General features: G+C 66.6%; 13 protein-coding genes. All 13 read right to left on the bottom strand.

The window, feature by feature from the left end; genetic code table 11:
• Nucleotides 1-18 precede the first annotated feature (18 nt).
• Complete coding sequence (gene der, locus ACF8NF_RS01055; RefSeq protein ID WP_016447555.1) at nt 19-1,365, bottom strand: ribosome biogenesis GTPase Der; 1,347 nt, start codon at nt 1,363-1,365, stop codon at nt 19-21.
• Between the two features lie 15 nt (nt 1,366-1,380).
• The gene (bamB, locus tag ACF8NF_RS01060) at nt 1,381-2,538 is read right to left on the bottom strand and encodes an outer membrane protein assembly factor BamB (protein WP_016447556.1); all 1,158 of its coding nucleotides are present in this window, start codon (nt 2,536-2,538) and stop codon (nt 1,381-1,383) included.
• A gap of 20 nt (nt 2,539-2,558) precedes the next feature.
• Complete coding sequence (locus tag ACF8NF_RS01065; protein WP_392449934.1) at nt 2,559-3,242, bottom strand: YfgM family protein; 684 nt, start codon at nt 3,240-3,242, stop codon at nt 2,559-2,561.
• Between the two features lie 70 nt (nt 3,243-3,312).
• Nucleotides 3,313-4,572, bottom strand: a complete 1,260-nt coding sequence (gene hisS, locus ACF8NF_RS01070; protein WP_277849941.1) for a histidine--tRNA ligase — start codon at nt 4,570-4,572, stop codon at nt 3,313-3,315.
• A 184-nt stretch (nt 4,573-4,756) separates the two neighbouring features.
• Nucleotides 4,757-6,040 (bottom strand): flavodoxin-dependent (E)-4-hydroxy-3-methylbut-2-enyl-diphosphate synthase, encoded by a 1,284-nt coding sequence (ispG, locus tag ACF8NF_RS01075; protein WP_034364209.1) that lies wholly within the window; start codon nt 6,038-6,040, stop codon nt 4,757-4,759.
• Nucleotides 6,041-6,042: 2 nt separating this feature from the next.
• Nucleotides 6,043-7,020 carry a RodZ domain-containing protein gene (locus tag ACF8NF_RS01080; RefSeq protein ID WP_017404145.1) on the bottom strand — a complete coding sequence of 326 codons (978 nt, stop codon included), beginning with the start codon at nt 7,018-7,020 and terminating at the stop codon, nt 6,043-6,045.
• Nucleotides 7,013-7,873, bottom strand: coding sequence for a type IV pilus biogenesis/stability protein PilW (gene pilW, locus ACF8NF_RS01085; RefSeq protein ID WP_174538864.1), 861 nt, complete (start codon nt 7,871-7,873; stop codon nt 7,013-7,015). Before pilW ends, ACF8NF_RS01080 begins: the two co-directional genes overlap by 8 nt.
• A gap of 28 nt (nt 7,874-7,901) precedes the next feature.
• Nucleotides 7,902-9,026 (bottom strand): 23S rRNA (adenine(2503)-C(2))-methyltransferase RlmN, encoded by a 1,125-nt coding sequence (gene rlmN, locus ACF8NF_RS01090; protein ID WP_017404144.1) that lies wholly within the window; start codon nt 9,024-9,026, stop codon nt 7,902-7,904.
• 92 nt (nt 9,027-9,118) lie between these two features.
• Nucleotides 9,119-9,544 carry a nucleoside-diphosphate kinase gene (ndk, locus tag ACF8NF_RS01095; RefSeq protein ID WP_016447563.1) on the bottom strand — a complete coding sequence of 142 codons (426 nt, stop codon included), beginning with the start codon at nt 9,542-9,544 and terminating at the stop codon, nt 9,119-9,121.
• Between the two features lie 124 nt (nt 9,545-9,668).
• Nucleotides 9,669-11,066, bottom strand: coding sequence for a pseudouridine synthase (locus ACF8NF_RS01100; protein WP_279494701.1), 1,398 nt, complete (start codon nt 11,064-11,066; stop codon nt 9,669-9,671).
• Nucleotides 11,063-11,980, bottom strand: a complete 918-nt coding sequence (gene scpB / locus ACF8NF_RS01105; protein ID WP_203400554.1) for an SMC-Scp complex subunit ScpB — start codon at nt 11,978-11,980, stop codon at nt 11,063-11,065. The genes ACF8NF_RS01100 and scpB overlap by 4 nt, the downstream gene beginning before the upstream one ends.
• Nucleotides 11,981-12,090: 110 nt before the next feature.
• Entirely contained in the window at nt 12,091-13,170 is a 1,080-nt protein-coding gene (locus ACF8NF_RS01110; RefSeq protein WP_392449935.1) for an RluA family pseudouridine synthase, read from the bottom strand.
• Nucleotides 13,170-14,081, bottom strand: a complete 912-nt coding sequence (locus tag ACF8NF_RS01115) for a peptidoglycan DD-metalloendopeptidase family protein (protein ID WP_016447567.1) — start codon at nt 14,079-14,081, stop codon at nt 13,170-13,172. Before ACF8NF_RS01115 ends, ACF8NF_RS01110 begins: the two co-directional genes overlap by 1 nt.
• Between the last annotated feature and the right edge of the window lies 1 nt (nt 14,082).

The raw sequence follows: 14,082 nt of genomic DNA on the forward strand, positions 1-14,082 counted from the left end.
CCCAAATTCCGTGGCTTGTTATTTGTCCTTGTCGGCGAAAGGATTATGAGAGGTTTTCAACTCGATCCGCAACGGCGTGCCGACCAAATTGAATTCCTTGCGGAACCGCCCTTCGAGGAAGCGCTTGTAGGCCTCCGTCACATGCTCGAGCGAATTGCCGTGTATGACGATAACCGGCGGGTTCATGCCGCCCTGGTGCGCGTAACGCATCTTGGGTCGGTAGATGCCTGTCTTCTTGGGCGTCTGGAACTGCACGGCTTCCATCAGCAGGCGCGTGAGCACCGGCGTGGGCATCTTGCAGGTGGCTGCCTTGTGCGCCTGGATGATGGAGTTCCACAGCGGACCCAGGCCCTGGCGCTTTTCGGCCGAGATGAAGTGCATGGGAGCGAACTTCAGGAAGGACAGGCGCGTCTCGATCGAGCGCTCCAGCATCTGGCGCTGGTAGTCGTCCACCGCATCCCATTTGTTCACGGCCAGCACCACGGCGCGGCCGCTTTCCAGCACGTAGCCGGCAATGTGCGCATCCTGGTCGGTCACGCCCTGCGTGGCATCGATGAGCAGCAGCACGACGTTGGCGCTCTCGATGGCCTGCAGCGTCTTGACGACGGAGAACTTCTCGATGGCCTCGAACACCCGCCCCTTGCGGCGCAGGCCTGCCGTGTCGATGAGTTCGAACTTCTGGCCGGCGCGCTCGAAGGGCACGGAGATGGCATCGCGCGTGGTGCCCGGCATGTCGAAGGCGACCAGTCGCTCCTCGCCCAGCCAGGTGTTGATCAGCGTGGACTTGCCGACGTTGGGGCGGCCGGCCACGGTGAGGCGGATGGGCTTCTGGGCCACATCGTCGAAGGGGTCGTCTTCCTCGGGTTCGGGCAGGTTGAGCTGGCCCAGGGCCAGGTCGACCAGGCCGCGCACACCCTGTCCGTGCGCGGCGGAAACCGGCAGCACTTCGCCCAGGCCCAGTTCGTAGAACTCGGTCAGCTGCACGCCTTCCTTCATGCCCTCGGCCTTGTTGGCCACGAGCACGCAGGGCTTGCCCAGGCGGCGCAGGTACTTGGCGATGTCATGGTCCTGGGCAGACATGCCCAGGCGCGCATCGACGACGAAGACCACGACGTCTGCCTCGGCCACGGCCTGCTGCGTCTGGCGCGCCATCTCCTTGAAGATGCCGCTGGATGCATCAGGCTCGAAGCCGCCGGTGTCGATCACGATGTATTCGTGCTTGCCCTGGCGGCCCTGTCCATAGTGGCGGTCACGCGTGAGGCCCGCGAAATCCGCGACGATTGCATCCCTCGACTTGGTCAGCCGATTGAACAGCGTCGATTTGCCCACATTGGGTCGCCCTACCAGGGCAATAACTGGCTTCATTCCCGAAAATACCTATCAATCCGGCCGGAAGCCGTACACAGTTCCGCTGCGGCTTACCACCACCAGCGTATTGGCAGCCGATACCGGGGGCGAGGCCACACCGGAGTCGTCCGTCTTCAATCGTGCCAGCGCCTGTCCGTCCGTCTTGGACAGCAGGTGCACCACACCATAGTCATCACCAAACACCACCGAACGGCCCAGCATCAACGGCGCCGTCAGGCGGCGGTGCTGCAACTGGTCGATGGACCACACGCGCGAGCCGTCGCCGCGGCGCCAGGCCTGGACGGTGCCATTGCTTTCGGCGCCGAACACGGTTTCGCCATCGCCGTCGATGCCGTCGGCACCCTTGGACGGCTGGGTCCAGCGCACCGATGCATTTTGCGTATCCACACAGCCCACGGCAGCCTGGAAGGCGCGCGCGCAGACGCTGTCGCCGACACGGCTGACGCGGCCGACGAGGTCCACCAGGCGCTCCACGTCATTGGTGCCGCGCGGGCTGGCCAGCGGGGCCTCCCAGCGCACGGCACCCGTGTCGGGATCGATGCCCACCATGCGGCCCGACAGGCCGGCCACCAGGGTGTTGCCCACGGCGATCAGAACGCCGGGCTGGCGCAGCACCAGCGGTTCGCCAGGGCGCTGCGCGGTCCACAGCTTGCGGCCATTGGCGGCATCGAATGCGGCCAGCGAGCGGTCGGCCGCCAGCACGAAGACGCGGCCTCCCGCCACCAGCGGCGGCGTGTAGGCGGCTGCGGGCAGCGGCTGCTTCCACAGCTGCTTGCCTTGCGAGTAGACGATGACCTGGTTGCTGCGCGTGAGCACGGCCTGGCGCTGGGCGTCGCCACCCACGCCGGCAGTCAGCGGCTCGCCAACGGTGAAGCGCGACAGCTGGCTGCCATTGCGCGCATCGAGGGCCGTGACGCTGCCGTCCTTGGCCGCGATCAGCAGCGTGTCACCCTGCACATGGATGTCGGTGGCCAGCGGCACTTCGGCGCCCAGCTTGGCCGTCCAGGCCTGGTGCACTGCCAGCAGGCCGGGGTTGGCCCCCAGTTCCTTGGGCTTGGGCTTGGTGTCGCTGCTGAACCACGAGGAGACCGTGGAGCAGCCGCCCAGGGCACCGGCCAGCAGGCCCAGAGCCATCCAGCGCGCAACGCCACGCGGGCGCGAGATTGCCATCAGTTGATCTGCCGAAGTTTTCAAGGTTGCTTCTCCGAGGTCGAAGTCTTGGCCTGTGCCAGCACGGTGGGCGTGGCGCCCAGGGCGTTGAGCTTGAATTCGATCAGGCGTCCGTAGTCCACGCCCTTGTCCAGGAGCGCATGGGCGCGCTGGTAGGCGTTGATGGCCTCGGCCGTCTTGCCCTGGGCCGCAAGAATGTCACCGCGGCGGTCGGCCACGATGCCGGCGAAGGATTCGGGCATGCTGCCATCCAGCGCCTTCAGGGCTTCGTCGTACTGCTTTTGCTGCTCCAGCACGGCGCTCAGGCGCAGCTTGGCCAGGGCCTTGTAGCCTTCGTCGCCCTTGTCGGCCACCCAGGTCAGGGCTGCCTTGGCATCATCGAGCCTGCCTTCGTCCACTGCAGCCTTGGCCAGCAGCAGGCCGGCCTGGGCTGCCTGCGTGGTGCCGGCGTACTTGTCCTTGAGATCGGCAAAGGCCTGGCCGGCGCGCGCCGCATCCTTGCCTGACAGCGCCACATCGACGGCATGCGCCAGAGCGGCAGCCTGGGTGGCCTGGCGCTTTTCCCAGTACTGGTAGCCATTCCAGCCGGCAAAGCCGACAAAGATGACCACGAGCACACCCGTGATCAACGTGCCCCAGGTATTCCAGAAATGCTTGAGCTGCTCTATCTGCTCTTGTTCTTCGAGATCGAAATGGTTTGCCATGAATCGCCTGTGTCGCCTTGTGTATGGAGGACGCCGCTGGAGCGGTGGCCTGGAAAGCTGCGGATGACGGTCAAACCGCCGATTGTAGGGTGGCAGCCCATTGGGCCGCATCGGCCAGGGCTTGCTGCACCTGCTGGCCCGTGCCGTCGCGCAGCGACTTGACGGTGACCAGGCCCTGCTGCAGCTCGTCGGAGCCGAAGATCAATGCGAAATGCGCGCCACTGGCATCGGCCTTCTTGAACTGCGACTTCATGCTGCCCAGGCCTTCGGCGCTGGCCGCATGCATCTGCACGCGCACGCCGGCCTCGCGCAGCTGCTGCAGGGTGCGCAGGGCCACGGGCATGGCCGACACGTCGGGAACGATGGCGTAGGCATGCAGCATGGGCGCGGGGATGTCGGCGCCCAGCTCCTTGACGAGCTCCAGCACGCGCTCCACGCCCAGCGCCCAGCCCACGGCCGGCGCGCTCTTGCCGCCCACCTGTTCGATCAGGTAGTCGTAGCGGCCGCCGGCGCAGATGGTGCCCTGCGCACCCAGCATGTCGGTGATGAACTCGAACACCGTGAGGTTGTAGTAGTCCAGGCCGCGCACCAGGCGCGGATTCACGGTCCAGGGCACGCCATTGGCGTCCAGGATGGCCTTGAGTCCGTCGAAGTGGGCCAGCGAGCCCTCGCCCAGGAAGTCCAGCAGGCGCGGCGCGCCGTTGACCATGGCCTGCATGGCGGGATTCTTGGTGTCCAGCACGCGCAGCGGGTTGCTGTACATGCGGCGCCTGGCCTCCTCGTCCATCACGTCCTGGTGCTGCTCCAGGTAGGCGATCAGGGCCTGGCGGTGGGCCTGGCGCTCCTCGGGCTGGCCCAGGCTGTTGATTTCCAGGCGCCACTGCGTCAGGCCCAGCTGCTTCCACAGGGAGACGGCCAGCAAAATGAGCTCGGCATCGACATCGGGGCCGGCAAAGCCCAGGGCCTCGGCTCCGATCTGGTGGAACTGGCGGTAGCGGCCGCGCTGCGGGCGCTCGTGGCGGAACATGGGACCCATGTACCACATGCGCTTGCCGCCGTCGTACAGCAGGTTGTTTTCGATGGTGGCGCGCACCAGGCTCGCCGTGCCTTCTGGGCGCAGCGTCAGGCGCTCGCCATTGAGCTTGTCCTCGAAGGAGTACATCTCCTTTTCGACGATGTCCGTCACCTCGCCGATGCCGCGCACGAACAGTTGCGTGTGCTCGACGATGGGCGTGCGCACGTTGCGGTAGGCAAAGCGCGCCATCAGCTCGCGCACCTGCGCCTCCAGCCATTCCCAGCGAGCGGACTCGGCGGGAAGAATGTCGTTCATGCCTTTGACGGCGGAGAGTTTTTCGGGTTTGGCCACGTTGTTCTCGTTCGATGAATGCTCGGAAACAGGAGCGGACCCCGCCTTTTGCGCTCCATGCTCCCACGCGCATCCCGCGTGAGACCCCATGAAACAAAGCGTGGTGTGCTATCTATTTTGCAATAACTGCAATGCCTGGCGCAGCCGCTCAGGCGGGTGCGGCAGCGGTGGCGCCATAGGTGCGCGCCACATAGTCTTCGACCAGGGTCTGGAATTCCTCGGCAATGCGCTCGCCGCGCAGCGTCAACGCCTTCTCGCCGTCAATGTAGACGGGGGCAGCGGGCGCCTCGCCCGTCCCGGGCAGGCTGATGCCGATATTGGCGTGCTTGCTCTCGCCAGGGCCGTTGACGATGCAGCCCATCACGGCCACCTTCATGGCCTCGACGCCGGGGTACTTCATGCGCCACAGCGGCATCTGGCCGCGCAGGTAGTCGTCGATGCGCTTGGCCAGCTCCTGGAAGGTGGTGCTGGTGGTGCGGCCGCAGCCAGGGCAGGCCGTGACGCTGGGCACGAAAACGCGCAGGCCCAGGGCCTGCAGGATTTCGGAGGCAACCACCACTTCCTGCGTGCGCGCCTCGCCGGGCTGGGGCGTGAGCGAGACGCGGATGGTGTCGCCAATGCCTTCCTGCAGCAGCACGGACAGCGCGGCGGCCGAGGCCACCGTGCCCTTGGTGCCCATGCCGGCCTCGGTCAGGCCCAGGTGCAGCGCATAGTCGCAGCGCTGCGCAAGGGCCCGGTAGACCGAGATCAGGTCCTGCACGCCGCTGACCTTGCACGACAGGATGATGTTGTCGCCGTTCAGCCCCATGGACTCGGCCAGGCGCGCGGAATCGACGGCCGAGGAGATCAGCGCCTCGAACATGACCTGGCGCGTATCCCAGGGCTGGGCTCGGCGCGAGTTCTCGTCCATAAGGCGCGCCATCAGCTCCTGGTCCAGCGAACCCCAGTTGACACCGATGCGCACGGCCTTGTCATAGCGGGCTGCCGCCTCGATCATCTGGCCGAACTGCTTGTCCTTTTTCTCGCCCTTGCCGACGTTGCCGGGGTTGATGCGGTACTTGGACAGCGCCTCAGCGCAGGCCGGGTATTCGGTGAGCAGGCGGTGGCCGTTGTAGTGGAAGTCGCCCACCAGAGGCACGTACTCGCCCATGCGGTCGAGCTGCTCGCGGATGTAGGGCACGGCAGCGGCTGCCTCGGGCGTGTTGACGGTGATGCGCACCATCTCCGAGCCGGCCTGGGCCAGCTGGCGCACCTGTATGGCCGTCTCGACCGCGTCCACCGTGTCGGTGTTGGTCATGGACTGCACGCGCACAGGCGCATCGCCGCCCACGGTGACGACATTGTTGCGCCAGACCACGCGGGCCTGGCGGGACTTGCGCGGCAGCGGCGAGGCAATCGCTATCGGCTGCTGCGTGGATAGGAAATCTTGCACGGTCACTTCACCTCAAAGCGGGCCACGTTGTCACGGGTGGTCTTGGCCACTTCCAGCAGCTCACCACGGACGCGCACTTCGGTGCCGCTGGCATTGCCGACGATGACAGACAGCGGCAGCGCACCTTCAGCGCCAACCGACTCACCTGCCGCCAGCGTCTTTTGCAGCACCACGCGGCCGTTGGCATCCTTGACCTGCACCCACGATTGTGCGCTGGCCTTCATGACCAGCACGCCACCAGGCGTTTGCGCGGCCTGGGTTGCAGGAGTCGCCGCTGCGGCATCGGCGGGCACATCGCCAGGCACGCCGGCTGCGGGAGCCGCTGCTGCAGGCGCCTGGACGGCTGGCGTTGTTGCAGGCGCTGCAGGTGCAGGTGCTGCAGGCGCCGCCCCTTCGGAGGCTGGCGCTGTCACTGCGGGCGCCACAGGCTCCTGGGCAGCCACGGGCTCGGACACGGTTGCGGCCGGCGACACCAGGGCAGCGGCGTCGGAAGAGCCGGCCTGCGGCTCCTCGGCATCGCCTTCGTGCTTGGGCAGGAAGTACACGGCGGCGGCGGCCGCCAGCAGCAGCAGCACGATGATGGCGACCTTGCGCGAACCGTTTTCGCGGCCCAGCGGTGTTCCGGTGGCCTTGAAGGAGCGCTCCTTGAACGTGGCATTGATGCTGCCGCGATCATCGGCCAGGCTCTTGAGCTGGGTGCGCGGCAGCAGGGCCAGCACCGAGGCCGAGTCCACGCGCAGCGTGCGGCAGACGCTTTGTGCCAGGGCCCGCATGAAGACATGGTCCTGGAAGGCGGCATAGTCATCCGCCTCCAGGGCCTCCAGCTTGGGGGCCGGCACCTTGAGCGCCGCCGCCAGTCCGGCCAGCGACAGGCCTGCCGCCTCGCGCGCCTGGCGCAGCAGCGTGCCCGCCGTCATGGAAGTTTTGGCGTTCTCGCCTTGCGTACCTGCTTCGTCATGCACCGCCAACACCTCACTCATTGAATGCTCCACGCTCGTAGGCCAGCCATTGGCGGGACTCCGGGAAGCGCTGGTGCAGCTGGTCGGCCAGCTGCCGCATCGCTGCAGATTGCTGCAGCGCCCTCTCTATCTTGATGCCCAGCCACAGGCTTTCCGCGTTGGACTGGGGGCTGCTGTTGAGGCGGCGGATATAGAACTGCGCCCTCTTGGCGTCGCCCCCCTGCAGCATCACATTGCTCAGGTGATAGGCTATCACCGGGTTGGCGGCATCGAGTTCATAGCCCTTGAGCAGCGCCTGCTGGGCCTCGACCAGCAGACCGGCCTGCTGCAGGCACAGCCCCTTGGCCATCCATGTCTTGGGACGCTCCAGGTAGCCGGGCTGGGCCAGTGCCTTGTCCAGCCATTCCTGGGCCTGCACATACTGCTTGCGCTGGCACAGCAGCCATCCGTAGTTGTGCTGCAGGTCACCGTCCTGGGGGCGCAGCGACATGGCCTTGCGCAGGCTGGCATCGGCCTGGTCCCAGTCCTGGTTGCGCATGTAGATCAGGGCCAGCAGTCCATAGCCATCGGCGGAACCGGGGTCGGAGGCCAGCGCCTGGTTTACCTCTTCCAGGGCCACATCGATGCGGCCGGCCTGGAAGTAGGAAGCCGCCAGCTCCAGGCGAATGGCCGCGCGGCGACGGGGATCGACCTCGGCGGCCGAGGCCATCGAGGCATTGGAGACGGACGAAGCATTGCCGGAGCCTGAATTCGCCGAAGGCACCAAAGGTTGCTTGCCGGCGCAACCGGCCAAGGCAAGGACCAGCACCGGCACTGCCCAGCGCATGCATCCACCGATACCCCCCGATCGCAGCCGCCGAGCCACTGACTTCATGAACTGTCCCTTTGTTCCGTAGGTCCTCTCAAGGCATCTGCTTGAGAACAATGGTGCGCTGCTTTGCCATGCGCTCGGCAGCGCGCGTGCGGTCCTTGACATCGCCAGCCAGCTGTCCGCAGGCTGCGTCGATGTCGTCGCCACGTGTCTTGCGCACCGTGGTCACAATGCCGGCATTGCTCAACAGGCTGGCGAACTCCGTCACCCGCGCTGCAGGTGAACGCAGCAGGCCCGAGGCCGGGAAGGGGTTGAACGGAATCAGGTTGAACTTGCACCAGCTGCGGCCGTCGCCACGTGCGCGGACCAACTCTATCAGTTGGCGCGCATGCTCAGGCTGATCATTGACGCCATCGAGCATGCAATATTCGAACGTGATGAAATCGCGCGGCGCGAACTCCAGGTAGCGCTCGCAGGCATCGAGCAGCTCGTGGATGGGGTACTTGCGGTTCAGCGGCACCAGCGGGTCGCGCAGCTCGTCGTTGGGCGCATGCAGCGACACGGCCATGGCCACGGCGCAGTCCTGCGACAGCCTGTCGATCATCGGGACCACGCCCGAGGTGGACACGGTCACGCGGCGGCGCGAGAGGCCGTAGCCATGGTCATCCAGCATCACGCGCAGCGCCGGCACCAGGGCCGTGTAGTTCTGCAGCGGCTCGCCCATGCCCATCATCACCACGTTGGAGATGACGCGCTCGCCACCCGTGCCCAGGCGCTTGCGCAGCGCATGCTCGGCATACCAGAGCTGGGCCAGGATCTCGCCCGTGCTGAGGTTGCGGCTGAAGCCCTGGTGACCCGTGGAGCAGAAGCGGCAGCCCACGGCACAGCCGGCCTGGGACGACACGCACAGCGTGCCCCGGTCATCTTCGGGAATGAAAACGGATTCGACGGCATTGCCGCCCCCCACGTCGAACAGCCACTTGACCGTTCCGTCGGCAGACACATGCTCGGTCAGAACCGGCAGGGCCGTGATGTGGGCACGCGCCTTGAGCTTTTCGCGCAGGGACTTGGCCAGATCGCTCATCTGGTCGAAATCGCTGGCGCCTCGCTGGTGGATCCAGCGAAACAGCTGCGTTGCGCGGAAACGCTTCTCGCCGAGCTGTTCGCAATAAGCGGCCAGTCCGTCGAGATCAAAATCTAGCAAATTGGTATTCATGTCGGCAGGCCGGTGCCACGCCGCTCTCGGCTCTTCCGCGGCAGGCATGGCCTGCACCGGACAGACCATGACGGCCGCGGAAGACGCGGGGATCAGCGCGAGTAGACGTTCATGCCGGGGAAGAAGAATGCCACTTCCACGGCTGCAGTTTCAGCGGCGTCAGAGCCGTGCACGGCGTTGGCGTCGATGCTGTCGGCGAAGTCGGCGCGGATCGTGCCCTTCTCAGCCTTCTTGGGGTCGGTGGCGCCCATCAGTTCACGGTTCTTCAGGATGGCGTTCTCGCCTTCCAGGGCCTGGATCATCACGGGGCCGGAGATCATGAAGTCCACCAGGTCCTTGAAGAAGGGACGCTCCTTGTGGACGCCGTAGAACTGCTCGGCTTCGCCGCGCGACAGGTGCACCATCTTGGCGGCGATGACCTTCAGGCCGGCGGCCTCGAAGCGAGCGTAGATCTGGCCGATCACGTTCTTGGCAACGGCGTCGGGCTTGATGATGGAAAGAGTGCGTTCGATGGCCATTTGAATGGTTCCTAATCAGGGTTACTATGGATTTTTGTCAATTGGACAAAACCGTTGATTCTAGCTGTGCCATCAAAGTCCTTGATGACATGGTGCTGCCAAAGGGGAGGCTGACCGCCGTATTTCAGCGGCGCCCTCCCGGCTTGCGCTTGGCGTTCTGGCGTGCACGCGACAGGCTGTCGGAGCCGATGTAGCCCACCGATGTACGCATCGGATCGGGCTGCTGGCTGCCGCCTGTCTTGCCACGCCCGCCTGCACCGCCCTGCCCTCTGCCCTGGCCGCCCTCCGCCTTGCCCCCCTTGGGAGCGGGCTTGGCACGCGGGCCGTCCAGCATGGCATTGGGTGCCGGGCGATTGCCGTCGAAATAGCGGCCGCCGCCTTCGCGGCGGACGGTGTTGCGGTCGGCCGGGCCACCACGGCGGCCTCCGGCCGGAGGCTTGGGTGCAGCAGGCGCACGCGCCTGCATGCCTGCCGCGGAGGCCAGGGACTGGATGTCGGCCTGGTCCAGCTCCACCCAGGCGCCGCGCTTGAGGCCGCGCGGAAGCACCATGGCGCCATAGCGGATGCGGATCAGCCGGCTCACGGCATGGCCCACCGCCTCGAACATGCGGCGCACTTCGCGGTTGCGGCCTTCGGAAATGGTCACGCGGTACCAGCAGTTGGCACCTTCGCCGCCGCCATCCTCGATGGAGCCGAAGGCGGCCACGCCGTCTTCCAGCTGCACGCCATCGGTCAGGCGCTGCTTTTCTTCCTTGCTGAGCGCGCCCAGCACGCGGGCCGCGTACTCGCGCTCCAGGCCGAAGCGCGGGTGCATCAGGGAGTTGGCCAGCTCGCCCGAGCTGGTGAACAGCAGCAGGCCTTCGGTGTTCAGGTCCAGGCGGCCAACGGACTGCCATTTGCCATGCTGCAGGCGCGGCAGCTTGCGGAACACCGTGGGGCGGTTCTGGGGATCGTCGTGCGTGACGACTTCGCCCACGGGCTTGTGATAGGCGATGACACGCGCCGGCGGCGGATCGATGCGAAAGCGGATGGGCTGGCCGTTGACCTTGATCTGGTCGCCGAACTGGATGCGCTGGCCCACGTGGGCAGGCTCGTTGTTGACCGAGATGCGGCCTTCAAGAATGAGCTGCTCCATTTCAAGGCGCGATCCCAGCCCGGCCTGGGCCAGCACCTTGTGCAGCTTGGGCGAATCGACCTGGGGCAGCAGCACGCGCTTGGCAGGCGCGGCATCGTCGCGCTCTTCGGCGGCGTCGAGCTCGCCCGAGATGACGTCCGCAAAACCGTAGCCTTCGGCAGACCCTGAGTCGCTTGACTCTGATGCATCAGCCGTCACCAGCTCCTGCACGGTGTCTTCGGCAGGCACCGCCTCGGCGGCCGGGCGCGGCTTGCGCGCAGGCCTGGCGCCAGGCCGGGACTCGGCCTTGGGAGCGCGCGAGCGCGCGGGGCGGGCCTTGCGCTGTGCGCCAGCCTCGTCGGACGCCGGCTGGGCGTCCTGGTCCTTGGAGATATCACTACCCGTCATGGCTTTCCTTCTTCGGCCTGCAGTGCAGCGCCGTCCGTATCCGTTGTGTCTGTCGTATCCGCGGTGTCCGCTTTTTCCGCTGTGTCTGCGGTCTGCGCAGCTTCTGCGGCGCTCGCGGCATCTGTCCCATCCGGTGTCTCAGCCTCGCCCGAGGGCGCCTCTGGCAAGAGAGCGGCAAGGGCGTCGTCCTCACCGTCCTCGACCAGCTCCGGCAGCTCCGTCTCATCGGCCTGCAACGGCACCTGATCCAGCAATTCCTCGCCCACGTCCTGCTCGCCGATGACCGGCGGCACTTCGTCGGGACCCCAGCCTTCGGTCGGCGGGGCGTCACCGGCTGGCGCACTCTCTTGCACCTCAGGCTCGCCCGACTCCTCCAGCGCCTTGAACAGGCTTTGCTGGGATTCGGGCTCCTCAAGCATGGGCAACTGGTCCAGCGACTGCAGGCCCAGGTCGTCCAGAAACTGGCGCGTGGTGGCAAACAAAGAGGGCCGGCCCACGGTTTCCCGGTGGCCAATCACCTCGATCCAGCCCCGGTCTTCCAGTTGCTTGATCAGCAGGCTGTTGACCGTCACACCGCGTATGTCCTCGATATCACCGCGCGTCACCGGCTGACGGTAGGCGATGATGGCCAGCGTCTCCAGGGTCGCACGGGTGTAGCGTGGCGGCTTTTCGGGATGCAGCCGGTCCAGGTACACCCGCATCTCGGGCCGGCTCTGGAAGCGCCACCCGGACGCCACCTGCACCAGCTCCACGCCCTTTTGCGCCCAGTCCTTCTGCAGGTCCAGCAGCAGGTCCTTCAGCGTGTCGGAGCCCAGCACGTCATCGAACAGCGAGCGCAGCTCACGCAGCGTGACAGGCTGCGGCGCGCAGATCAATGCAGTTTCCAGGACCCGCTTGGCATCTACCGTATTCATGGCTCAGCGTCTCGGGAACAAAGGCGCGCGTGCCACCAGGGGTGGCAGCCAGGGTGCGCCGAATCAAAGAAGAGGAAGCAAGCGCTCCACAGATGCCATGCGAGAGATGGTCAGAGGCTTTCGGCGGGATTGTAGCTCAGCCCCCAATTTTCCAGCGCCTGCGCCATGTCGGCGGGCAGCGGCGCATGCAGCACCAGGGCCTGGCCCGTCATGGGATGGGTGAAGGCCAGCCGGAAGGCGTGCAGGGCCTGGCGCGTCATGCCGCCAGCGTCCTTGCCGCCGTAGACGGCATCGGCCACCAGCGGATGACCCAGAGAGGCCATGTGCACGCGGATCTGGTGGGTGCGGCCCGTATGCAGCGTGCAGCGCACCAGGCTGACTTCGTCGTTGCCGGCCAGCAGGTCGATGTCGGTGCGCGCGGTCTTGCCCGCATGCTGGGCCAGGTCGACCACGGCCATGCGCAGGCGGTTGCGCGGATCGCGGCCGATGGGCGCATCGACCTCGCGGTGCTTGCGCGGGCCCCAGGCCTTGTGGGCCAGCGCCAGGTACTGCCGGCTGACATCGCGTGCGGCGATCATGGCCACCAGCGCATCCATGGCGGCGCGGCTGCGCGCCACGACCATGAGGCCGCTGGTGTCCTTGTCCAGGCGGTGGACGATGCCGGCGCGCGGCACCTCGCGCGCCTTGGGGTCGCGCCCCAGCAGGCCGTTGAGCAGGGTTCCCGTCCAGTTGCCGGGCGCCGGGTGCACGACCAGGCCAGCCGGCTTGTTGACGACCAGCAGGTGCTCGTCCTCATGCACCACGTCCAGCGCCATGTCCTCGGGCTGGAAGGCCATGCTCTGCTGCGTGGGCCGCATCTCCAGCACCATGCGGTCGCCCGCCGCGACCTTGGCGGAAGGCTTGCCCAGCACACGCCCGTTGAGGGTGACCGCGCCCTGCGCAAGCAGCTGCTGCAGATAGCTGCGCGAGAACTCGGCCACGCATTCGGCCAGCACCTTGTCGGCGCGCAGGCCGTGCTGGGCGGGCGGCACGGTGATTTCGCGCAGCTCGGCGGCGGCCTCGACCTCGCCACCTTCGGCGTCGGCCTCGTCCTGGTCCTCGACCGATTCCGGCAGCGGTTCGCCGGGCGCAGAAGAAACAAGCCCCTGCGGGGCAGGGGCTTGTCCGGTTTGCCTGGTGCTGCGGCTCATCAGCGCGAAGGCAGGTAGCGCGAAGGATCGACAGGCTTGCCCTGGCGACGCACCTCGAAGTGCAGCTTCACGCGGTCGGCGTCGGTGCTGCCCATCTCGGCAATCTTCTGGCCCTTGCGCACGGTCTGGTCCTCCTTGACCAACAGCGTCTGGTTGTGCGCGTAGGCCGTGAGGTAGGTGTTGTTGTGCTTGAGGATGATCAGGTTGCCATAGCCACGCAGGCCGGCGCCGGCATAGACCACGCGGCCATCGGCAGCGGCCATCACGGGGTCGCCGGCCTTGCCTGCGATGTCATAGCCCTTGTTGCGCGCCTCGTCGAAGCCGGCAATCAGGCTGCCCGAGGCAGGCCAGATGAAGTCCACATCGTCGGCGCCCTTGCCGGCTGCGGGTGCAGGAGCCGGTGCCGGGGTCGGCGCGGGTGCAGGCGTTGCGGTGGAGCTGCCAGACGATGCCGAGGATGCCACGGGCGGCAACGGCGTTGCCACCACCGGCGAGCCGCTGGGCGTGGAAGAGGAGGACGAGGACGACGACGAAGAACGTGTGCTGCCGCTGTCCGAACTTGCCATGGACGAGCTGGTCGGCGGCACGACGCGAACCACCTGACCGACTTCGATCAGGTTGGGGTTCTCCAGATTGTTCCAGCGCGCGATGTCCTTCCAGCTCTGGCCGGTCTCCAGGCCGATGCGGATCAGCGTGTCACCCGGCTTGATGGTGTAGTAGCCGGGCTTGCCGGCGTTCTCGACGCCGGGCAGCGGCTTGACGGCCGCCGATGGCGAGGAAGAGGTGGAAGTGGAGGTGGATGTTCCGCGGTCCTCCACGGGAGCCCTGTTCACTTGGGATGTGCAGCCTGCCAGAACCATGCCGGCCAGCACCACCGTTCCCCAAGCCCCAAGACTTCGCGATACCAACATA

Origin of the sequence: Delftia sp. WSY_22, from assembly GCF_043104185.1 — a bacterium.
In the GTDB taxonomy this organism is placed as follows: Bacteria; Pseudomonadota; Gammaproteobacteria; order Burkholderiales; family Burkholderiaceae_C; genus Comamonas; species Comamonas tsuruhatensis.

What these genes read in the sequence shown, in the direction of transcription:
- bamB (WP_016447556.1), bottom strand. Translation starts at nt 2,538, where the DNA reads ATGGCAATCTCGCGCCCGCGTGGCGTTGCGCGCTGGATGGCTCTGGGC.
- hisS (WP_277849941.1), bottom strand. Translation starts at nt 4,572, where the DNA reads ATGAACGACATTCTTCCCGCCGAGTCCGCTCGCTGGGAATGGCTGGAG.
- ACF8NF_RS01065 (WP_392449934.1), bottom strand. Translation starts at nt 3,242, where the DNA reads ATGGCAAACCATTTCGATCTCGAAGAACAAGAGCAGATAGAGCAGCTC.
- scpB (WP_203400554.1), bottom strand. Translation starts at nt 11,980, where the DNA reads ATGAATACGGTAGATGCCAAGCGGGTCCTGGAAACTGCATTGATCTGC.
- der (WP_016447555.1), bottom strand. Translation starts at nt 1,365, where the DNA reads ATGAAGCCAGTTATTGCCCTGGTAGGGCGACCCAATGTGGGCAAATCG.
- ndk (WP_016447563.1), bottom strand. Translation starts at nt 9,544, where the DNA reads ATGGCCATCGAACGCACTCTTTCCATCATCAAGCCCGACGCCGTTGCC.
- ACF8NF_RS01080 (WP_017404145.1), bottom strand. Translation starts at nt 7,020, where the DNA reads ATGAGTGAGGTGTTGGCGGTGCATGACGAAGCAGGTACGCAAGGCGAG.
- pilW (WP_174538864.1), bottom strand. Translation starts at nt 7,873, where the DNA reads ATGAAGTCAGTGGCTCGGCGGCTGCGATCGGGGGGTATCGGTGGATGC.
- ACF8NF_RS01100 (WP_279494701.1), bottom strand. Translation starts at nt 11,066, where the DNA reads ATGACGGGTAGTGATATCTCCAAGGACCAGGACGCCCAGCCGGCGTCC.
- ACF8NF_RS01115 (WP_016447567.1), bottom strand. Translation starts at nt 14,081, where the DNA reads ATGTTGGTATCGCGAAGTCTTGGGGCTTGGGGAACGGTGGTGCTGGCC.
- rlmN (WP_017404144.1), bottom strand. Translation starts at nt 9,026, where the DNA reads ATGAATACCAATTTGCTAGATTTTGATCTCGACGGACTGGCCGCTTAT.
- ACF8NF_RS01110 (WP_392449935.1), bottom strand. Translation starts at nt 13,170, where the DNA reads ATGAGCCGCAGCACCAGGCAAACCGGACAAGCCCCTGCCCCGCAGGGG.